Genomic DNA, 21632 nt, shown 5'->3' with positions numbered 1-21632 from the left:
AGCAGCTTTCTAGATTAGTCGTTTGAGGAAATAAATAGCTGTAAATCTGGTAAAAAGCAGTAGCTGCAAGATTTTTGAAATGTAATCTAGCAAGGGGAAGTGGACGGACTGAAATCTATGATTTTCGGAGTCTGGTCACTCCCTTATTTTGTAGGTGATTTATGAAACAATTTGTAAAAAGAGAGTTTCACTCTCGTTCAAAATTTTTTGCCTGCCTCTTGACCTTTTGTGCAGGATTTATCGACGCCTATACCTTCATTGAGAGGGGGGGAACCTTGGTGGCAGGTCAGACGGGAAACGTCGTTTTCCTTTCGGTTGAACTCATCAATCAGGAGACAAGAGGAATCGAAGTTAAATTAGCGACTATGTTGGCTTTTATGCTGGGGATTTTTTTGATGACCGATTTTCAGCATCATTTTGAGCATTCTTGGCGCAGGCTGTCCAGTGTTTTTCCTTTAATATTGACGACAGCTGTCGCTGGATTTTTGCCAGCAAATGTGCCCCATCTCTATATTGTGCCGCCACTGGCTTTCTGCATGGGACTGGTTGCGACGGCTTTTGGCGAGGTGGATGGCATTGTCTATAACAACTCCTTTATGACGGGGAATATCAAGAAAACCATGGTAGCTTTTGGCAACTATGCTCGAAACAAGAAAGGGAAAGATTTACAAGAAGGCCTTTTCTTTGTAGCCCTATTGGCAAGCTTTGTAGTTGGAGCCATCATCTCTACCTATCTGATTCAATTTTACCTTCTGAAGACCATCTGGCTTGTTTCTCTGATTCTAACAGCCTTTCTCCTTTTCCGAGGCGTTCAGTATATGAGGAGATGAGGATGTATATTCTTCTTAGAAACGAAGTGCCTTAAGAAGTGATATTGTGAAATTATAGAAAGAAGTAGAAATATAAGAGAAAATGATGAAAAAAAGCAAAATAGCGACTCTATCAATCGTAGCGCTAACCACTTCTATGGTCGTAGGAGGGACGATTCTGACAGTTCAAAACAAAAGTTTATTCACAGATGGAATTTTCGATTTAAGAAGTCCAAGAGAGAAACAACTAGCTTATTTGAAGGAGCATAAAAAAGAAATAGAAGATTTTGTGAAGTCTTTAAATCCTAAAGTGGAGTCTGTTCAAATTGCTTGGGAAGAAACACGTTGGGAAGAAATAGGAAATGGAACACCGCAGGGTGGAGGTAATGTTATTCGAGTTTTTGGTGGTTTTAATCATATCAAAGATTCAAGTTGGAGTGTTTTGGTTTACATAAAAGATGGAAAGAACAATAAAGAAGATTTTATTGAAGGAATTGGAAGTGGGAGTCCGCTTCGTGTAGGAGGAAGAGGATTTGGCGAAGAGTAATTTAAAAAACTTTCATAATTTCTACGCAAATTTAGCGCAGTTTGTAAATTTCATATTTTACGGAATACTTTTCAAAATTATTTTTTAATGTATTCATGATATAATAATAGTAACTTCTCTTTACTTTGGAGGATAAATAATGAAAAAAAATAGATTAGCTATTCTTGCGATAGCAACCACTCTAGTCATAGGAGGGACAATTATGACAGTTCAAAACAAAAGTTTATTCACAGATGAGACTTTCGATTTGAGAAGTCCAAAAGAGAAACAGCTAGCTTATTTAAAAAAGCATGAAGAAGAAATGGCTGAATTTGTTAAATCCAGAAATCCTAAAGTTAAAAGTGTTCAGTTTGACTGGGGTAGTTTGACAATTGAGGATATAGGTAACGGAACTCCTCAAGGTGGGGGGAATATACTAACTTTAAGCGGAAGAATTAATAATATTGAAGATTCTGAATTTACTCTGGGTTTCCCGCTAGAACATAATAGAAACAGTATTCCTGATATTAAGAGAATTTCTGAAATGCAACCGATAAGAGTCTTGAAAGGCAATGTATGGGATATTTATGAGTAATAGTAATTTAAAAACTTTTGATAATTTTTATGGAGATTTAGCGCAGTCGGCTTATACTGGTCGTCCTAATAATTTTCCACCTAAAAATAACTCAACCAAAGTAAAAGTATTTGATTTCTCAAAAGAAGTAATTTATGATGAAGAAATCACCCCTGGAGGTAAGAATCTTCCTTATGATGGCAGGGTCTATTTACAACCTGATTCTGATTTGCACGATGTCAATAAAATTACCACCGTACCAGTACCTGATACGAACGGTATGAGACGTGAGCCACGTATTGTAGACAGCTATCAAAAGGGGTTAATGACTGACGAAAAAGCGGGCTTTAATTCTTATTTTTTAACGGATACGCCGACGTTGGGAAAAGATACCAAGAAAACTTATATGGCTATTCGAGGTAGCGATGGTTTTAACTTAGATAAGATACTTGAGCGGGGCATCAAAGCACTAAATTTGAATGATTGGATAGATAATGACGCTCAGTTTGCGTTTAATCACATCCATATTCCACAAGCTCCTTTGGCAACCGAGGCCATGAAAACTCGTATCCAAGAAATGAGAGAGAAAGCGCCTAATGCAACAATGGATCTTTCAGCACATTCGCTAGGGACCATGGTGACGGTTCAAGGAATAGCTGGATTGAGCAGTAATGATTTAGATAAGATTGGAAGAGTGGTCCTCTTTGATGGTCCGGATACTACCAAAAGCCTTTTAAAAATGGGATTAACTCCAGATCAAATCAAAGCCATAGGTAAAAAAATTGAATATTATGTCAATCCCTTTGACATGGTGAGTATGCTTAATCGAGAATATACAATTGCTCATTTACCTGAGGACGGTGAGCAATATCATGTAAGAGGTGAAGGTGGACCAGTTGGTAAAGTTAATATTGTGGTTCCCTTATACTATACCCAGAGTTTCGATTCGGAGAGTGCCCATGATTTTGGTGTTTTTCAGGGAGACGGTAAAGGTTCTTTTTTGACCGCTTCTGCTGATTATCATCCAGAACTGCTGAGAGCGGGTGAAAAGCTAGCTCGTCTAATTGCTAAAACTCTGGATGCTCTTCGAAAACTGGGAGTTGATGAAGAAACCGCTTCAAATATATTCAATTCTCTAATGAAAGGAGATCTTCCTGATAGGGCTGTTTTGGGGTATGCCTTCTATCATCAATTTGAGACAGAATACAAGGAAATTATTAGGGTTGCTCGCTTGGAATCTATGGCTTGGGATCGTGAAGCTATTACTCGCTATCAGGAACAGTTGGGAAATGGCAATCTTACAGGAGAAGATAGAATTTTGGTTCGTGCTCGTCTCCTTCAGACTGCAGCACAGCTGGCTATCTTTGAAATGGAAGATAAAGTTAAGCATGTTCAAACCTTATTGTCGGATGCCAAAGAATTTGTCCAAAATACAGTAAAGGATACGAGTACAGAGGCGATGGGAATGGTGACCTATCTGAGTGGTACAGAGGTAGCGAGTTTATTGGCTGATTTTAATGTTTCTCGTTTTTGGGATGATACGATTGAAAGCAGCACAGAGACATCTGCAAAAGGCTTTATGACAGAGATTGAACAGTTGGGAATGACTTTGGTTAGAGCTAGTGGAGATTTTGCAGCAGTCGATACTCAGCAAGCTGAGGATTTCAATAATCTCTTAGCAGATGTGAAAGGAACATGGAGGGGTAAGAATGGTGCTGATAGTAAATGATGATGCCCTCATAACTAAAGTGGAGTTGGCAAAACAGTTTAAAGAAAAGATGAAAGAGCAGGAGCGGCAAGCTATCAAGGCTTTGATAGCGGCCAAAGAGCAGCTTATTCTTGCTAAAGGAGCGGAGTTAGCAACTCAGCTACAGGAGGCGGCTTTGGATATGAAAAATTATGCTTCTACTAACTATGTTAAAAATATAAAGGGTGGATTTGAAGGGAAGGCAGCGCAAGCTGCTGAAACTCATCTAACTCAGACGATGCAGATGCCTTCTTTGGATAGTCCAATCAAGGGATAGGAGGAGAGGTAATGCTGGATAAAAAGAAGCGTCGAGAATTGGAAGATGAACATGCACTAAAACTGCGTGAGTTAGACCGAGTAGAGACAGACTTAGATACATACTATCATAAGTTTGATAGGGAGACGAACAAACTTTTAGAGGCGATTTCTTATGCATGTAGAGAGGTTCCTTTGACAGCAGCTCAACCTTATATTTTTCAAATAGAGGATAATCTGGATCAATACCATCAGCAATACAAAAAGCGCATAGACGATGTTCTAGAAGCTCGCTATCAGGAGAACAGACGCTTTCAGAATAAGCTGGATGAAGTGAGTGAATAAACTATGTTACGATTGCTGAAAAAAAGAAGAAGTGAGACTTGCCTTACTTCTTTTTTCTCGTATTTACAGTTTTAAATCCCCAAAAAATAATCCAGCATATTAAAAATTTTCAGAAAATATAGACTTTTTCTTGACAGGTTTATGATACTGTGTTAAAATACTAAACAATAAGAAACCATCTCAAAAAGGAGTTAGTCAAACATGAGGTCAACTCAATCTTCAAACTTTCCTTTGTTGTTGCGTTACTCGGGCTAGTGCAAAAGCATTAGTCCTGTTTGGCTTACCAAGCGGGAGTAAATTAACATCTCGCTTGTTCCTCAAGTGAGATGTTTTTTATTTCACCTATCTTACCTCAAATTCTGATGAGGAAGAAATGGTTTCTAAAGGAGCGACGGGAGTGGGAATGCATCTTGATTTTTCTGAAATCAATTTGTCTCATACCGTCTCAGTCATTGAACACGACCTAGAAGTTGGGGAAGATTTTTCCTAAATGGTCTATGTATCTTAGAAAAGGAGTTGTCTATGACACGCAAAGTTGAGTTTTTTGATACCAGCCTCCGGGATGGCGAGCAGACACCAGGAGTGAATTTCTCTATCAAGGAGAAGGTGGCTATTGCCAAGCAGTTAGAGAAGTGGGGTATTTCAGTCATTGAAGCCGGTTTTCCTGCTGCGAGTCCAGATTCTTTTGCGGCGGTGCAGGAGATTGCTAAAGCCATCACAAAAGCTTCTGTTACTGGGCTAGCGCGTTCGGTCAAGTCCGATATTGATGCCTGCTATGAAGCGCTCAAGGATGCTAAGCATCCACAGATTCATGTCTTCATTGCGACCAGTCCTATTCACAGAGAGTTCAAGCTGAAAAAGTCCAAGGAAGAGATTTTAGAAGCTGTGAAAGAGCATGTCTCCTACGCGCGCTCCAAGTTCGATATAGTCGAGTTTTCACCAGAGGATGCGACACGAACAGAGCTGGATTTCCTTTTTCAGGTGGTACAAACAGCGGTTGATGCAGGTGCGTCTTATATCAATATTCCAGATACAGTCGGCTTTACCACGCCAGAAGAGTTTGCAAATATTTTCGACTACCTAGTGGCAAATGTGACTTCTGATCATAAGGTGGTATTTGGTGTTCATTGCCATGATGACCTTGGTATGGCAACGGCTAATAGTTTGACAGCTATCAAGCACGGTGCTGGTCGTGTTCAGGGAACTATCAATGGAATCGGTGAGCGGGCTGGAAATGTAGCATTGGAAGAAGTAGCAGTTGCCTTAGAGATTCGTCAGGACTATTACCAAGTTGAGACAGACATTGTCCTTAATGAAACCATCAACACTTCTGAGCTGGTATCCCGCTTCTCTGGTATTCCAGTGCCTAAGAACAAGGCGGTTGTTGGCGGCAATGCCTTCTCTCATGAGTCCGGTATCCATCAGGATGGTGTTCTTAAGAATCCACTGACCTATGAAATCATCACACCAGAGTTGGTTGGAGTCAAGAGCAATTCACTGCCGCTTGGCAAACTGTCTGGCCGCCATGCCTTTGTCGAAAAACTCAAAGAACTGGCTCTGGACTTTGCGGAATCTGAAATCAATGATCTCTTTGCTAAGTTTAAGGTCTTGGCTGATAAGAAAAATGAAGTCACGGATGCTGATATTCGGGCTCTGATTGCTGGAACGACGGTCGAAAATCCTGAAGGCTTCCACTTTGATGATCTGCAGCTGACGACCAATGATGACCATACCATCACAGCAGATGTGCAGCTGGTTAATGGCGACGGAGAGACGGTCAGCTGTGTGGCAGAAGGTAAAGGAAGTGTTGAAGCTATCTTTAATGCCATTGACCAATTCTTTAACCAATCTGTCCAACTTTTGTCTTATAACATTGAAGCGGTAACGGATGGTATTGACTCTCAGGCTCGCGTCTTGGTAGCTGTTGAAAATACGGATACAGATACAATTTTCAACTCCTCTGGTATTGACTTTGATGTTCTTAAGGCCAGCGCCATTGCCTATATCCATGCCAACACCTTTGTGCAAAAGGAAAATGCTGGTGAAATCGGCCATCAGGTATCTTATCGCGATCTGCCTACAAATAATTAGAAGGAAGCGACTATGACAAAAGAAATTGTAGCTCTGGCAGGTGATGGTATTGGCCCAGAAATCATGGAAGCCGGTCTCCAAGTACTGGCTGCTGTTGCGGGCAAGTTCGGTTTTACTTATCATATCACGGAGAAAGCTTTTGGGGGTGCTGGTATTGATGCGGAAGGTCATCCTCTCCCTCAGTCAACTCTAGAAGCGGCCAAGGAGGCGGATGCTATTCTCCTAGCAGCTATCGGCAGTCCCCAGTATGATAATGCTCTGATTCGGCCAGAGCAAGGCTTGCTCGCTCTGCGCAAGGAGCTTGAACTCTATGCCAATATCCGCCCAGTTAAGATTTTCGATTCTTTGAAGCATTTGTCGCCTTTGAAGGCTGAAAGAATTGCTGGCGTGGACTTCGTGGTCGTGCGTGAGCTGACTGGTGGGATTTACTTTGGTGAGCATATTTTGGAGGACAGATCTGCGCGTGATATTAACGACTACAGTTATGAAGAGGTGGAGCGAATTGTCCGTAAAGCCTTTGACATTGCGCGTGGTCGCAGAAAGCGCGTGACCAGTATTGACAAGCAAAATGTGCTAGCGACATCTAAACTCTGGCGCAGAGTAGCAAATGAGGTGGCCAAGGATTATCCAGATGTGACCTTGGAGCACCAGCTGGTGGACAGCGCTGCGATGCTCATGATTACCAATCCTGCTAAGTTTGATGTTGTGGTAACGGAAAATCTTTTTGGAGATATTCTATCCGACGAGTCCAGTGTCTTGTCAGGGACGCTGGGAGTTATGCCATCGGCCAGTCATTCGGCATCTGGACCAAGTCTTTACGAGCCCATCCATGGTTCGGCTCCAGATATTGCGGGGCAGGGCATTGCCAACCCTATCAGCATGATACTTTCTGTATCCATGATGCTGCGGGATAGTTTTGCAGAGGTTGAAGCTGCAGAAGCTATTGAAGCAGCAGTGGAGAAGACTTTGGCTCAAGGGATTTTAACCCGAGATCTGGGCGGTCAGGCGACAACAACTCAAATGACGGAGTCAATTATTAATAATTTATGAAATGGATATTAACAGGTATTTGCCTGCTTTGGAACCTTATCGTTTTCCTGCTTTATGGCTGGGATAAGCGTAAGGCTAAGAAAAATCACTACCGCATTCCAGAGAAGACTTTGCTGCTGTCAGCTTTGGCAGCCGCAGGTTTGGGCGCTTTATTAGGCGGTCGCCTCTTTCACCACAAGACCAGAAAATGGTATTTCTGGTTGGCTTGGATTTGCGGAATAATAGTGGAAATTGGAATTTTATATTACATATGGAGAAGCTAGTATGGCTGGAAAATCGATTTTTGATAAGCTGTGGGAAAGGCATCTGATAACAGGTGAAGAAGGCCAGCCCCAGCTTATGTATGTGGATCAGCATTATATTCATGAAGTAACCAGCCCTCAGGCTTTTCAAGGTCTTCGAGATGCAGGGCGCAAAGTTAGACGGCCGGATTTAACCTTTGGAACCTTTGACCATAATGTTCCTACGGTCAATATCTATGATATTCGGGATGTGATTTCCAAGGCTCAGATTGATAAACTTTCTGAGAATGTCATGGATTTTGGCATTGAACACGCGGCTCACGGATCGGAGTTGCAAGGTATTGTTCACATGGTTGGACCGGAAACAGGCAAGACTCAGCCGGGCAAATTTATCGTCTGCGGTGACAGTCACACGGCCACACACGGAGCTTTTGGAGCTATTGCTTTTGGAATTGGTACTTCGGAGGTAGAGCACGTCTTTGCGACGCAGACCATTTGGCAGGTCAAGCCTAAGAAAATGCTGGTCAAATTTACTGGGGTGCCACCTAAAGGTGTCTATTCCAAGGACTTTATCCTCGCTCTGATTGCCCGATATGGTGTGGCTGCAGGTGTCGGTCATGTGGTCGAGTATGCTGGTGATGCGATTGACCATCTGACCATGGAAGAGCGCATGACCATCTGCAATATGTCCATTGAGTTTGGCTCCAAGATGGGCATTATGAATCCCGACCAGAAGACCTATGATTACGTTCAAGGACGGCCGGGCGCTCCCAAGGACTTTGAGGCGGCGGTAGCCGATTGGAAGACTCTGGTCAGTGATCCTGATGCTGTCTATGATAAGGTTATTGAGATTGATGTTTCCCAGTTGGCACCTATGGTGACTTGGGGAACCAATCCTTCTATGGGAGTAGAGTTTGGCGCGGCTTTCCCAGAAATACGTGATATGAACGATGAGCGGGCCTATAATTACATGGACCTCGCCCCTGGTAAGAAAGCAGAAGATATTGATCTTGGTTATATCTTTATCGGCTCTTGCACCAATGCCAGACTCAGCGACTTGCAGCTTGCAGCTAAGTTTGTCGCTGGCAAACACATTGCTCCCAATCTAACAGCTATCGTCGTGCCAGGCTCTCGTCCAGTCAAGAGGGCTGCTGAAAAGATGGGACTGGATAAAATTTTCATGGATGCAGGCTTTGAGTGGCGCGATCCGGGCTGTTCCATGTGTCTGGGAATGAATCCAGATAAGGTGCCAGACGGAGTCCACTGTGCCTCGACCAGTAATCGGAACTTTGAGGATCGTCAGGGATTTGGAGCTAAGACACATCTTTGTAGTCCAGCCATGGCAGCAGCGGCAGCCATTGCCGGGCACTTCGTAGACGTCCGCCAACTACCGGAGGTCCAGTAAGGAAGTTTTATGGAAAAATTTACAATCTACACAGGGACAACAGTCCCCCTCATGAACGATAATATCGATACGGACCAAATTTTACCTAAGCAGTTTCTCAAGTTGATTGATAAAAAAGGCTTTGGTAAGTATCTCATGTACGCATGGCGCTATCTGGACAATCAGTACACCGAAGATCCTGATTTCGTCTTTAATAGACCGGAGTACCGCAAGGCGACTATTCTGATTACAGGGGACAATTTCGGTGCGGGTTCCTCTCGCGAGCACGCTGCCTGGGCCTTGGCTGACTATGGCTTCAAGGTAGTCATTGCTGGATCTTTCGGGGATATTCACTATAATAACGAGCTTAATAACGGTATGCTACCTATCGTCCAGCCGCTCGAAGTGCGACAAGCCTTGGCTAATCTGAAGCCGACGGATCAAGTGACGGTGGATTTGGAGCAGCAGAAGATTTTTTCACCAGTGGGAGAATTCTCCTTTGACATTGATGGAGAATGGAAGCACAAGCTCCTCAACGGTCTGGATGACATTGGCATTACACTGCAGTATGAGGATTTGATTACAGAATATGAAAAAAATCGTCCATCTTATTGGCAGTAACCTTATTTTTGATATATTGAGAAAATTCTGAAAAAATCTTGTCTCCGATAAAAATATATGGTAAAATAAATCTTAATTTAATAGAAAAGGAAGAAACTTATGACAAAACACATTCAATGGAACGGACAGCTTTCACAAGAAGGTTATGACATCTTGAAAGGCGATGGCGGCTGTATAGTTTGCCCGACCAAGGTGGGTTACATCATCATGACCAGCGATAAAGCTGGCTTGGAGCGTAAGTTCGAAGCTAAGGCTCGTAACCGTAATAAGCCAGGTGTTGTCCTCTGTGGCAGTATGGATGAGCTCCGTGCTTTGGCTCAGCTAAATCCAGAAATTGAAGCTTTTTATCAAAAGCATTGGGATGAAGACATCCTCTTGGGCTGTATCCTACCATGGAAGCCAGAAGCTTTTGAAAAGCTCAAGGCATTTGGCGACGGTCGGGAAGAGCTGATGACAGATGTTCGTGGCACTAGCTGTTTTGTTATTAAGTTTGGTAAGGCGGGCGAGCAGCTGGCAGCTAAGCTTTGGGAAGAAGGCAAGATGGTTTATGCTTCCTCAGCCAACCCATCCGGTAAAGGAAACCGCGGCAAGGTAGAAGGAATTGGCGAGCGCATCGAAAATGCTGTTGATTTAGTCATTGAAGCAGATGATTATGTAGCTTCTATCCAGCCAGACAAGACCATTGAAACTCGCTATGAGCAAGGTGTTATGGTCTCAATGGTTGACAAGGATGGAAAATTGATTCCAGAACAAGGTGGGCAACGTTCCATCTCACCAGCACCAGTGGTCATCCGCAAAGGCTTGGACATCGACAAAATCATGATGCACCTGTCCGATACTTTCAACTCATGGGATTACCGTCAGGGTGAATATTACTAAGATAAAAAAAGAAGCTCAGTGCGAGAGGGGGATTTCCTCTTTATACTGGGCTTTTTATTTTATAATTTCTTTTATTTTTCCTATAATTATGCTATGATAGAGAAAAGCTATATTATTCTTTTAAAATTAGGATTTTTTAATTCTTATATCATAATGTAGAGCGCTATCTGTATTGTTTTTGCAGCAACGCAAAGGATTAGAAAATGAATATAAGATTTTAAAGGACAGGTTAAAAAGCTGGAGGATTTTTATGGAAAATAAAGTAGATTACTGGATGATAATAGCCGGAAGTGGTGGAAGCTTATGGGAGCTTTTTAAAAAAGAGAAGATTGCGTGCATTGATTTTAGTTCAGATCTAGGAAGTCTTTTAGACTATACAAGTCCAGAAGATTTAAATCAAGGAACTAGACAAAATCAGTTCATCTGGCAATTTGCTCATGATATAAAGGTAAATGATTATATTATTGCAACTTCTGGATTTGATAGAATTTTTGGTATTGGGCGATGTGTAGAAACTTATTATTATGATGATAGAAAGCAAAAATTTAGACATTGTATTGGAGTTGATTGGTTAAAAGCAGATGGTGAGTGGAGATATCAAAATAAAAAAGGAGCTAGGCAGACTGTAAATTGGGATAGATCTACCGAGCGTATTAATTTATATAAATCTATTTTAAATGATACATATGGAAACAATACAGAGAAAAATGTTATGAATAAAAATATAAATAATTATATAGAAAAACTAGAAAAATCCAAAAACCTCATCCTCCGTGGCGCTCCTGGTACGGGAAAAACCTATCTTGCTAGACAAATTGCAAGCGAATTGACTGGAGGAAATGAGGAACAAATCGATTTTGTTCAATTCCATCCCTCTTATGACTATACAGATTTTGTAGAGGGATTGCGGCCGCTTCCAAGTGATGATGGGCAGATTAGCTTCGGCTTACAAGATGGAATTTTTAAGAAATTTTGCGAAAGAGCTAAATTAGCGCAAAAGACAGGCGGTCAGGATAATTTTGAGGAAGCCTGGGAATCTTATTTGGAGTTTATAAATTCCACTGAAGAGAAGGAGTATTTAACAAAGACATCTTACTTGTCAGTTAATAGCAGGCAAAATTTATCTGTCAATTATGATAGTGGAGCATCTGGTTGGACATTGCCTCGACATTATGTTTATGAATTATATAAAAATAAGAATTATGATAAACAAAGATATTATAAGGGTGGCGGGAAAACAGTTCTAAAAGTCTTGAAAGAAAGGTTTGCATTAAAAACTTATAAAGAAGCAACTGAAATATCAAGTATTAAAAACTTCGTCTTCATCATCGATGAAATCAATCGTGGTGAGATTTCTAAGATTTTTGGGGAACTTTTTTTCTCCATTGATCCGGGCTATCGTGGTAAGGATGGAGAGGTTTCGACCCAATATGCTAATTTACATGAAACTAATGAGAAGTTTTATATTCCTGAAAATGTCTACATTATCGGAACAATGAATGATATTGACCGCTCGGTGGATACCTTTGATTTTGCCATGCGCCGTCGTTTCCGTTTTGTAGAAATCACGGCTGAAAGTCAGCTGGGAATGCTTGATGAACCTCTTGGAGATGGAGCTGAAGAAGCGAAAATGCGTCTAAGAAACTTGAATGCTGCCATAGAAAAAGTAGAAGAGCTCAATAGTCATTACCATGTTGGACCAAGTTATTTCCTTAAGTTGCAGGAAGTAGGCTTTGACTATGAATTGCTCTGGTCTGATTATATTAAGCCGCTCCTAGAAGACTACTTGCGAGGTTCTTATGATGAGGTTGAAACTTTGGAAACTTTGAAAAAGGCATTTGATAAGGCAAGCAATGAGCAAACCAATCAGTCAATAACTGGTGACAATGAAAGCGATGTAAATGACGATACGGATAACAGATAATCAGCAACTTATAAAAAAAGAGGATTTTGTTGAAATCTACCCAAAAATTAGTCAGGTACTTTTAGATAGAACTTTAGAAAGTCTTTCTCAAGAGGATGGTATTTTTATTTTCCCAAATGACTTGAAAAATACATCTGACTTGGATAAGGACCAGAAAATTTTTGAAACTGTAAATCAGAATATTAAGACAGGAAATGTGATTGGTTTTCTGGGTTACGGTCAGGAAAGATTAACGATTTCCTCTCGTTTTTCAAATGCTAATAACGACTATTTTTTACATTATCTATTGCAGAAGGTCCTAAATATCAATCTCACTAACTTGGATGTTGGTTTATCTATCGAAGATAAACTCTATCAACTATTGATTTACCTCTTTCCAAAATATCTGCAAGCGGCTTTGAGAAAAGGGATTTATAAGGAATACCAGAGGTTTTTCTATAATGATAGCCATGTAAAGGGAGCGATTGATGTAGGAAATCATCTTAAGAAAAATGTTCCTTTTATGGGAAATATTTCCTACACTACTAGAGAGTTTGCTTATGATAATCCATTGATGCAGCTGATTCGACACACCATTGAGTATATTAAGAATCAGAAAACAATTGGAAGTGGAGTGTTTGATGCTAATCGTGAAAATGTAACAGAAATTATCCGCGTGACTCCGTCTTATAAACTAGCTGATCGTGCCAAGATTATCAGAATGAATAAAATCAAACCCATCCGACACGCCTATTTCAGAGAGTATAGAAAATTGCAGGAACTCTGCTTGATGATTCTGAGTAGAGAAAAGCACGGTTTAGGACTTCAAGAGCAAAAAATACATGGTGTTCTCTTTGATGTTGCTTGGCTTTGGGAAGAGTATGTCCAGACATTATTGCCAGAAGGTTTTATCCATCCACGAAATAAAGAAAAGACGGATGGCATTTCTGTATTTAGCAGTCATGGTCGAAAAATTTATCCAGACTTCTATCATAAAGATTTAAAAATCGTACTAGATGCCAAATATAAAAAGCTAGAATTTACTGAAAAAGGAATCAATCGTGAGGATTTATATCAACTGATTTCCTATACATACATTTTAGAAGCTAAAACAGCCGGTCTTATTTTCCCAAGCGTGGAGAAGGTTGTTGATAACGACATAGGTAAATTATCAGGTTACGGGGCGCTCTTGAAAAAGTGGTCCATTCTTATTCCTCAAGAAGCTGAAAGTTATGACCATTTTGTTCAACAGATACATCAATCGGAAACAATAAATTTTAGATTTTAAAGCAGGTTGAACCTGCTTTTTTCTATACCTATTTTTAAGTTGTATCAAAATAGAACAAAATTCTTGATAGTTGAAATTACAAGTGTTACAATGGAACCGTTCGTTTTGAATGATAATGGATTGATTGTGGAGCATTGGGATAATAAAGAAGTCATGCCTAAGGTAGAAGACTTGATGAACAGAGGGAAGTTTTAAAGTGAGGACAAACAATGATTGAATACAAAAATGTAGCGCTAAGCTACACAGAAAAGGATGTCTTGAGAGATGTCAACTTACGGATTGAGGATGGTGAGTTCATGGTTTTAGTGGGTCCTTCTGGGTCCGGTAAGACAACCATGCTCAAGATGATCAACCGTCTTTTAGAGCCAACAGATGGAAACATCTATATGGATGATAAACGGATTAAGGACTATGATGAGCGTGAGTTGCGTCTTTCTACAGGCTATGTCTTACAAGCAATTGCCCTCTTTCCAAACCTAACAGTGGCAGAAAATATTGCTCTTATTCCTGAAATGAAAGGATGGAGCAAGGCAGAGATTCAGCAGAAGACCGATGAATTGCTGGAGCTAGTAGGCTTGCCTGCTGAAGACTATGCTCAGCGTATGCCTAGTGAGCTGTCTGGCGGTGAGCAGCAGCGGGTGGGCATTGTCCGTGCCATTATCGCCCAACCCAAAATCTTGCTGATGGATGAGCCTTTTTCAGCTCTTGATGCTATCTCGCGTAAGCAATTGCAGAGCTTGACCAAGAATATCCATGACCAGTTTGGGATGACGACAATCTTTGTGACCCATGATACGGACGAGGCTTTAAAGTTGGGGAATCGGATTGCTGTTCTGCAGGACGGGGAGATTCGTCAAGTGGCGACACCTGAGGAAATCCTATCTGCACCTGCGACCAGCTTTGTAGCAGATTTATTTGGGGGTGTTCAACATGGCTAATTTGTTTTCTACCTTTCAGGAGCGCTTTAGCGAATGGTTGGCAGCCTTAGGGCAACATCTCCAGCTATCTCTTCTGACCTTACTAGTGGCCATCTTCCTGACCATTCCGCTCGCTATCTATCTTCATAGTCACAAAAAGGCAGCCAATTGGGTGCTGCAAATTGCGGGAATCTTTCAAACCATTCCTTCAATGGCCTTGCTGGGACTCTTTATCCCTCTCATGGGGATTGGTACACTGCCAGCACTGACTGCTCTGGTGATTTACGCTATTTTCCCGATTTTAGAAAATACCGTCACGGCTTTGAATGGGATTGATCCTAGTTTAGAGGAAGCTGGAATCGCCTTTGGGATGACCAAGTGGGAGCGACTCAAAAAGTTTGAACTGCCTCTAGCTATGCCCGTCATCGTATCAGGAGTTCGGACGGCAACGGTAATGATTATTGGAACAGCAACTCTAGCAGCCCTTGTCGGAGCTGGTGGACTAGGTTCCTTTATCCTTCTAGGAATTGACCGTCGCAATGCCAGTCTAATCTTGATTGGAGCTATTTCATCTGCAGTTTTGGCAATTCTTTTCAACAGTCTCCTTAAATGGATGGAAAAAGCTAAGCTTCGAACGGTATTTACAGCTTTTGCGGTCTTAATCCTCGGATTAGGCGCTTCTTACACACCCAGTCTAATTCCCAAGCAGGAGAAGGAACATCTGGTTATTGCTGGGAAATTGGGTCCAGAGCCAGAAATTCTTATGAACATGTATAAACTCCTCATCGAGGAAAATACGGATATGACTGTGACAGTCAAACCAAACTTTGGAAAGACGGACTTCCTTTATCAAGCACTGAAAAAAGGTGATATTGATATCTATCCTGAGTTTACCGGTACGATTACTGGAACTCTCTTGCAGCCTACTCCAAAGGTCAGCAATGATGCTGAAGAAGTTTTTGAAGCAGCACGTGATGGAATCAAAAAACAGGACAATCTAGTCTTGCTCAATCAGATGGCTTATCAAAATACCTATGCTATCGCAGTACCTAAGAGTATCGCCAAAGAATACAATCTTAAAACCATCTCTGACCTTAAGACGGTTCAGGATAAGCTCAAAGCGGGTTTTACCCTAGAGTTTAACGATCGTGAAGATGGGAACAAGGGTTTGCAATCTCTATATGGCCTTAATCTTAATGTAGCGACCATGGAGCCAGCCCTTCGCTACCAAGCTATTCAGTCGGGTGATATTCAAATCACGGATGCCTATTCGACTGACGCAGAACTTGCGCGTTATGATTTACAAGTTTTAGAAGACGATAAGCACCTTTTCCCTCCTTATCAAGGTGCCCCTCTCCTGAAGGCTGAATTGCTAGAAAAACACCCTGAGTTGGAAGGTATTCTCAATAAGCTGGCTGGCAAAATTACGGAAAGTCAGATGAGCCAGATGAATTATCAAGTTGGCATTGAAGGCAAAAAAGCAGAAGACGTCGCGCGTGATTATCTGGTCAAGGAAGGACTTTTAAAAAATAAGAAGTAAAAGAGTTAGACTTGTAAGGTCTAGCTTTTTTGCTTACTTGAGGATAGACAGACTAAGGATGGAAGGAGATGAGTTGATCTCTTAGTCAGGAAATCTTCATTCATTTTTGGTATAATAAAGTATCAATTCATGGAGGTGTTCCGATGGCATCTAGCCAAGAATATTTGGATTGTATTCTGAAGCAGCTGCAGGGCTTAGGGCAAGAAATTAGCTTTCGCAAGATGATGGGAGAGTATTTGCTTTATTATCGGGGGCGCTTATTCGGCGGGATTTATGACAATCGCTTACTGCTCAAGCCAGTCCAGCCAGCTCTGGATTTTTTTGAAAATCCGGTTTATGAGTCCCCTTATCCAGGTGCAAAGTCGATGCTTCGTATAGAAGAAGTAGAAGATGCTGCCTTTCTCTGTAATTTGATTGAAGCTGCCTATCCTGCCTTACCAGTACCTAAAAAGAAAAAATAGTCTTTTCTTTAAAATAGACATTCTAAAAAGTTGCCGTTTAAATGGACATTTTTTAAATTTTCCTTTATAATGGACTTAAAGGAGGTTTGGTATGCTTTATATTGCTCTTATTGGAGATTTAATTGAATCCAAACAGCTGAAAAATCGTAAGCAGGCCCAGAAGGATCTGCAGGACATGATGGCGGTGCTAAATCAGGATTATCAGGATTATCTGGTGTCGCCTTTTACAGTAACGACTGGAGATGAGTTTCAGGCTTTGCTGCGACCTAATCCAGAGATCATGCAGCTCTTTGATCAGATTGCCTTGGGCTTTCCTCACCCGATTCGCTTCGGGCTTGGCCTAGGGGAGATTGTGACGGACATCAATCGGGAGCAGAGTATTGGTGCTGACGGTCCGGCCTACTGGAGGGCGCGCGCAGCCATTGAGGCTATTCATGAGAAGAACGACTACGGCAGCAGCCGTATAGCTGTATCCTTGGGAGATGAAGAGCTTAGTCAGGCGGTCAATACGGTGCTGGCAGCTACTTCATTCATCCAGAGCAAGTGGAACACCAGTCAGAGAGAGGTTCTGGAGCGGATGCTCATGGAATATATCTATGACGAGAATTTTTCTCATGGGGAAATAGCAGAGCTGCTGCAGATTAGTCCCAGTGCGCTTAGTAAGCGGCTGAAGTCGTCTGGACTGAAGATCTATCTGAGAAATCGCCGTTTAGCTATGAGAATGATTTTACAGGCAGCAAAGGAGGCTGAACAATGACAAATTTTATGGGATTTTCAGAATTTTTCATGCAGAATCCGATTCTTGTACTGACTTTGCTGGCTCATGTGCTAGCTGATTTTCAGCTTCAAAGTCAGAAAATGGCCGACCTCAAAAGCCGACGGTTGAATTTTTTGATCCTCCACTTGGGAATTGTTCTCTTGCCTCTGTTGTTATTAGGGCTAATCCTACCTAAGTATCTGCTATATTTCGCCTTGGTCTGGTTCAGTCATGCGCTTATTGACTTCTTGAAGAATAGGCTGAATTCATCGATTGTCCGGCATCATGCTCAAAAGTTTGCTTTTATACTGGATCAGGTCTTGCATCTGATTAGCATGTTTGCTCTTTATTTTCTCTTAGGGCAGCAGCAAATTCCAGCTCCTAATTGGCTTTCTGAGCGCTACCTCATGCTGCAGGCTCTCTTTTTCTTCGCCCTTACTGGTAAGCCGGTCAATATCCTCTTTAAACTCTTCTTCAGTAAGTATCAGGCAGGAGAGGACAGTGGGGAGACTATTGCGGGGGCTGGTGCCATGATTGGGATTTTGGAGCGCTTGATTATGGGACTTTCTCTTATTTTTGGGCAGTTTACTGCGATTGGGCTAGTCTTCACAGCTAAGTCTATCGCCCGCTATAATAAGATTTCAGAAAGCCAGTCCTTTGCTGAATACTACTTGATTGGCTCGCTTTTCAGTATGATTACTGTCTTGCTGGTTTACGGTTGTCTGTATTGGTAAAAATAAATAAAAAAACAGATCATCATAGAAAGGATGGTCTGTTTTTGTGTTCTTATCTGTAACCCTACTCAATCATGGTATTGACAGCAGTGCCTGTTTGGTAGTCAATCTCTGCATTTGGAGAGACATTGTCCAAGAGGATATGAGACATTCCGTCTTCATCTATATTTTCCTTGCCCCCTAGCTGGATGCTGACAACATTGCCTTCTGCGTCAAGCCCGACATACTGGAGCTCAATCTTGCGAGGAAGAAGCTCATTGTCCGTGTAAATCGGAGTAACTTTGTAATCCAGCCAATAATCTGGATTTTCCTCTAACCAGCGCTCCAAGCGATGTTCATAATAGAGCATGCTATCTGGGTTATTGTCGTCCAGTCCTTGGAAACTGCCAGAGTTGAGCCAAGCGGTCATCGGAACGAGGTTTTTCCCTTCATTATTGAGGCCGCTGAAAGTGAAGCCAATCAGGTGAGCGCGATTCATGAGCCAAGCCCGATCATCTCCATTTCCGTAGTAAAATTTGTAATTGTGCCAACCGATGGGATTGTATGTGACCTTGGTCTCCTTTTTCTTTTTGGCTTTGTGTTGCTCCTGCATTTGTACATGAGCAGCAGTAGCCCGACCGTATTTGTCCTTTTTCCCAAGCTTTAGCTGATACTCTCCATTCAACTCCAGAGTGCCGATAGCTGTTTCATCGCTATGGTTAAGCAGCTGGACCTTAATCTGGTTCTTCTGATTGGCAGCAACATTTTCTGCAGGAAGAGCCTGTGAAAGTAACAACAAAGAGCCGGCTGACAGGACAAGCCAAGTGCCAAACCTAAACTTTTTCATAAAGAACTCCTTTTAAATAATATATCTCCGACATCATTCTACTAAAAAATAGATTGTTTGACAACTAAAACTTTTCAAAAATATTACAAAAATAAATATCTGTTCAATAAGTGCAGGGTTTGACTAGGATGTGTATTTTTCCTATAATCATAACTAGAGAAAACGCTTGTATAAATTACCTAAGGAGGTGCTTATGAGTCCATCTTTAGAGGAAATGTCGCTGGAGGAGCTGTGGCAGCTTTTTCCGATTTTTTTAAGAGAGCATCAGGATGAGTGGAAAGAATGGTATGAGGAGGAACGGCTTCTGCTTTTGAGTTTTTTGCCTGCAAATCAGCTGGTTCGGATTAGTCATATTGGGTCGACATCCCTTGAGACCATTTGGGCCAAGCCAATAGTGGATATCTTACTGGAAATTCCCAAAGAAACAGATATGGCGGTAATGAGAAATTTGCTGCTGCAAAATGGTTATCTTCTCATGTCAGAAAGCAAGGGGCGGATGTCATTTAATAAAGGCTACACACCGAGTGGTTTTGCCGAGCGGGTTTTCCATCTGCATCTGCGCTATGAGGGCGATCATGATGAACTTTACTTTAGAGACTATTTACAGGAACACCCTGCTGTAGCTAAAGACTATGAAAAACTTAAGCTATCCTTGTGGAAGCAATATGAGCACAACCGTGATGCCTATACAGAGGCGAAAACGGAGTTTATTAAGAACTATACAGAGGAAGCTAAAAAGCTTTATGGCAGAAGATATGAGAGGGAAGATAGATGATTTATCCAATTATTGGCTTTCTGATTATTCTTGCTTTTCTTTACTTAATGTACAAATCAAAGAATTTGATTACAGCCTTTCAGACTCATTTTCATTGGTCGGATTTAGCTCAGGCGTTCCTAGAACTTAAGCGGATACTTAAGCCAGATGGAATCATCTTACTGGCATGTGAATGGAGCAAATTAGCTTATTACCAACCAGACTTTAGAAAGCAAGAAAAAGTTGAAAACTATTTGACAGACTTGGATTTATATCTCATTGATAGTCAAAAAAAGGGCCAATGGATTCTTTATAAAATCATGAAAAAATAAGGAGGTATCCTATGAAACAATTATTTTTATGTTCATATTTTGCAGGAGTCAAGGACTTGTTCAGACAATATGCGTCCGAAAAGCAATTGGGCAATAAGGTACTTTTTATCCCGACGGCTGGAAATGTAGAAGACTACAGGGGTTATATTGACGAAGCCCAGCAGACCTTTGCGGACTTGGGATTTCAAGTAGAAATTTTAGATATTTCAGCTTGTGATAGAGAGACAGCTCAGGCCAAAATTTTCCAAAGCAAACTCCTCTATGTCTCTGGTGGCAATACTTTTTATCTTCTGCAAGAATTAAAGAAAAAGCAGCTTCTATCCTTGATAAAAGAGCAGATTGCGGATGGCATGGTTTATGTGGGCGAATCCGCTGGTGCTATCATCACAGCCAAGGAAATTGACTACAATAAGCTCATGGACGATAAAGGAGTTGCAACAGAACTGCACGATACAGAGGCACTAAGCGAGGTGGATTTTTATGTTCTTCCTCATGTTAGCGAAGAACCCTTTGTTGAAAGTGCCCAGGCCACTCTGGATACATACAGCGACCAGCTGAATCTGCTTCCCCTCAATAATCGCCAAGCTGTGCTTGTGGAGGGTGAAGAAGTGAAGGTTTTGGAGGAGGATAAGTAAGAAGAATATATGTTCTAGTGGAAATACTTGAGAAACTCTAATAAGAGGAATGAGTGCAATTACAATAAACTAGATTAAACAAATTAGAATGCGAGTATTGAACTTTGATTGAAAAGACATATGAAACACCAAGTGGAATAATTCATTATTGGACAAATGATGCTGTTGAATCATCCCAAAATGCTCTTATCTTTTTACCTGGGCTAACTGCTGACCATAGGTTATTTGAAAAACAAATAGAATATTTTAAAGATACATATAGAGTCTTGGTTTGGGACGCACCTGGACACGCTTCATCTTATCCATTTCGTCTCGATTTTACTTTATTTGATTTAGCAAGTTGGCTAGATAGAATATTTGTCAAAGAGAGAATAAAAAATCCAATATTAATTGGTCAGTCAATGGGAGGATATGTAGGACAGGTTTATGCTCAACTTTTTCCTGAGAAATTAAAAGGCCTTGTTACGATTGATTCACCTTCCCTGCAAAGGAACTATTATACAGCTATGGAGTTGTGGCTCTTAAAAAATATGGAGGCAATTTATAGAATCTATCCATGGAAATCTCTTTTGAAATCTGGGCCTAAAAGCGTATCAACAACAGACTATGGAAGAAAACTGATGTATGATATGATGATGGTTTATGATGGCGATCAAAAAAGGTATGCTCGTCTTGCGGGATACGGATATAAGATATTTTCTGAAGCAGTAGAGAAGAAGCTTTCTTATGAAGTAAAATGTCCACAATTGGTTATATGTGGAAAAGAAGATCGTGCAGGGTCGTGCATACGATATTTGAAGGCCTATGAAAGAAATACTGGGAAGTCTGTTCAATGGATTGATGACGCAGGACATAATTCTAATACCGACCAACCCGATATTGTAAATAGACTGATTGATGAATTTTTGGATAACAAAATTAAAGAAAAGCTTGGTTGAAAGACCGGCTTTTTGATATAATAG

Annotated in this window: 23 protein-coding genes and 2 pseudogenes; 24 read left to right on the top strand and 1 reads right to left on the bottom strand. The window is 41.3% G+C overall.

Features of this window, described 5'->3' with window-relative positions; all coding sequences use genetic code 11:
- Window positions 1-161 precede the first annotated feature (161 nt).
- From J1C91_RS06865 to J1C91_RS06770, 20 genes and pseudogenes are all read left to right on the top strand, one after another.
- A complete protein-coding gene (locus J1C91_RS06865) occupies window positions 162-830 on the top strand; it encodes a YoaK family protein (RefSeq protein ID WP_002909950.1) in 669 nt (222 codons plus the stop codon).
- A gap of 85 nt (window positions 831-915) precedes the next feature.
- On the top strand, window positions 916-1356 hold the full coding sequence (locus tag J1C91_RS06860; RefSeq protein WP_032912475.1) for a hypothetical protein: 441 nt from the start codon (window positions 916-918) through the stop codon (window positions 1354-1356).
- A 139-nt stretch (window positions 1357-1495) separates the two neighbouring features.
- On the top strand, window positions 1496-1930 hold the full coding sequence (locus tag J1C91_RS06855) for a hypothetical protein (RefSeq protein WP_002909948.1): 435 nt from the start codon (window positions 1496-1498) through the stop codon (window positions 1928-1930).
- Window positions 1923-3638: a cutinase family protein gene (locus tag J1C91_RS06850; protein WP_032912474.1), complete on the top strand. Its 1716-nt coding sequence runs from the start codon at window positions 1923-1925 to the stop codon at window positions 3636-3638. The genes J1C91_RS06855 and J1C91_RS06850 overlap by 8 nt, the downstream gene beginning before the upstream one ends.
- Window positions 3619-3933, top strand: a complete 315-nt coding sequence (locus tag J1C91_RS06845; protein ID WP_002909945.1) for a hypothetical protein — start codon at window positions 3619-3621, stop codon at window positions 3931-3933. Before J1C91_RS06850 ends, J1C91_RS06845 begins: the two co-directional genes overlap by 20 nt.
- A gap of 11 nt (window positions 3934-3944) precedes the next feature.
- Entirely contained in the window at window positions 3945-4256 is a 312-nt protein-coding gene (locus J1C91_RS06840; protein ID WP_002909944.1) for a hypothetical protein, read from the top strand.
- A 522-nt stretch (window positions 4257-4778) separates the two neighbouring features.
- Complete coding sequence (locus J1C91_RS06835) at window positions 4779-6347, top strand: 2-isopropylmalate synthase (RefSeq protein ID WP_002909943.1); 1569 nt, start codon at window positions 4779-4781, stop codon at window positions 6345-6347.
- 12 nt (window positions 6348-6359) lie between these two features.
- Window positions 6360-7397: a 3-isopropylmalate dehydrogenase gene (gene leuB, locus J1C91_RS06830; protein WP_002909942.1), complete on the top strand. Its 1038-nt coding sequence runs from the start codon at window positions 6360-6362 to the stop codon at window positions 7395-7397.
- A complete protein-coding gene (locus J1C91_RS06825; protein ID WP_002909941.1) occupies window positions 7394-7660 on the top strand; it encodes a DUF1294 domain-containing protein in 267 nt (88 codons plus the stop codon). Before leuB ends, J1C91_RS06825 begins: the two co-directional genes overlap by 4 nt.
- Window position 7661: 1 nt before the next feature.
- The gene (leuC, locus tag J1C91_RS06820) at window positions 7662-9044 is read left to right on the top strand and encodes a 3-isopropylmalate dehydratase large subunit (protein WP_002909939.1); all 1383 of its coding nucleotides are present in this window, start codon (window positions 7662-7664) and stop codon (window positions 9042-9044) included.
- Window positions 9045-9053: 9 nt separating this feature from the next.
- Window positions 9054-9644, top strand: coding sequence for a 3-isopropylmalate dehydratase small subunit (gene leuD / locus J1C91_RS06815; RefSeq protein WP_002909937.1), 591 nt, complete (start codon window positions 9054-9056; stop codon window positions 9642-9644).
- A gap of 99 nt (window positions 9645-9743) precedes the next feature.
- On the top strand, window positions 9744-10523 hold the full coding sequence (locus J1C91_RS06810; RefSeq protein WP_002897734.1) for an L-threonylcarbamoyladenylate synthase: 780 nt from the start codon (window positions 9744-9746) through the stop codon (window positions 10521-10523).
- Window positions 10524-10773: 250 nt separating this feature from the next.
- Window positions 10774-12447, top strand: a complete 1674-nt coding sequence (locus J1C91_RS06805) for an McrB family protein (RefSeq protein WP_185761331.1) — start codon at window positions 10774-10776, stop codon at window positions 12445-12447.
- Window positions 12431-13714, top strand: a complete 1284-nt coding sequence (locus J1C91_RS06800) for an McrC family protein (protein ID WP_125341361.1) — start codon at window positions 12431-12433, stop codon at window positions 13712-13714. Before J1C91_RS06805 ends, J1C91_RS06800 begins: the two co-directional genes overlap by 17 nt.
- Before the next feature lie 111 nt (window positions 13715-13825).
- Window positions 13826-13909 (top strand): annotated as a pseudogene (locus J1C91_RS06795) (nuclear transport factor 2 family protein); the annotation flags it as partial.
- 14 nt (window positions 13910-13923) lie between these two features.
- Complete coding sequence (locus J1C91_RS06790) at window positions 13924-14652, top strand: ABC transporter ATP-binding protein (RefSeq protein WP_002909933.1); 729 nt, start codon at window positions 13924-13926, stop codon at window positions 14650-14652.
- Window positions 14645-16171 carry an ABC transporter permease/substrate-binding protein gene (locus tag J1C91_RS06785; protein WP_002909932.1) on the top strand — a complete coding sequence of 509 codons (1527 nt, stop codon included), beginning with the start codon at window positions 14645-14647 and terminating at the stop codon, window positions 16169-16171. The genes J1C91_RS06790 and J1C91_RS06785 overlap by 8 nt, the downstream gene beginning before the upstream one ends.
- 143 nt (window positions 16172-16314) lie before the next feature.
- A complete protein-coding gene (locus tag J1C91_RS06780; RefSeq protein WP_125438988.1) occupies window positions 16315-16632 on the top strand; it encodes a TfoX/Sxy family protein in 318 nt (105 codons plus the stop codon).
- 91 nt (window positions 16633-16723) lie between these two features.
- The gene (locus tag J1C91_RS06775) at window positions 16724-17389 is read left to right on the top strand and encodes a SatD family protein (protein WP_125438986.1); all 666 of its coding nucleotides are present in this window, start codon (window positions 16724-16726) and stop codon (window positions 17387-17389) included.
- Window positions 17386-18123: a DUF3307 domain-containing protein gene (locus J1C91_RS06770; protein WP_125341308.1), complete on the top strand. Its 738-nt coding sequence runs from the start codon at window positions 17386-17388 to the stop codon at window positions 18121-18123. Before J1C91_RS06775 ends, J1C91_RS06770 begins: the two co-directional genes overlap by 4 nt.
- A 64-nt stretch (window positions 18124-18187) precedes the next feature.
- On the opposite strand, the gene J1C91_RS06765 is transcribed toward J1C91_RS06770, so the two are convergent.
- Window positions 18188-18949 (bottom strand): DNA/RNA non-specific endonuclease, encoded by a 762-nt coding sequence (locus J1C91_RS06765; protein WP_125341307.1) that lies wholly within the window; start codon window positions 18947-18949, stop codon window positions 18188-18190.
- Window positions 18950-19142: 193 nt separating this feature from the next.
- Between J1C91_RS06765 and J1C91_RS06760 the strand changes: the two genes are divergently transcribed.
- The 4 genes and pseudogenes from J1C91_RS06760 (at window position 19143) to J1C91_RS06745 (ending at window position 21608) form a co-directional block, all read left to right on the top strand.
- Entirely contained in the window at window positions 19143-19724 is a 582-nt protein-coding gene (locus J1C91_RS06760; RefSeq protein WP_125341306.1) for a GrpB family protein, read from the top strand.
- Window positions 19725-19786: 62 nt separating this feature from the next.
- A pseudogene (locus J1C91_RS06755) lies at window positions 19787-20035 on the top strand (methyltransferase domain-containing protein); the annotation flags it as partial.
- An 11-nt stretch (window positions 20036-20046) separates the two neighbouring features.
- Window positions 20047-20670 carry a Type 1 glutamine amidotransferase-like domain-containing protein gene (locus tag J1C91_RS06750; protein WP_002909924.1) on the top strand — a complete coding sequence of 208 codons (624 nt, stop codon included), beginning with the start codon at window positions 20047-20049 and terminating at the stop codon, window positions 20668-20670.
- Between the two features lie 104 nt (window positions 20671-20774).
- Window positions 20775-21608: an alpha/beta fold hydrolase gene (locus J1C91_RS06745; protein ID WP_125438984.1), complete on the top strand. Its 834-nt coding sequence runs from the start codon at window positions 20775-20777 to the stop codon at window positions 21606-21608.
- Window positions 21609-21632: the final 24 nt, after the last annotated feature.

The organism is Streptococcus sanguinis, assembly GCF_050222175.1.
In the GTDB taxonomy this organism is placed as follows: Bacteria; Bacillota; Bacilli; order Lactobacillales; family Streptococcaceae; genus Streptococcus; species Streptococcus sanguinis_M.
Note: the sequence above shows the minus strand (reverse complement) of the source record. Positions and strands in the feature narration are given on the sequence as shown.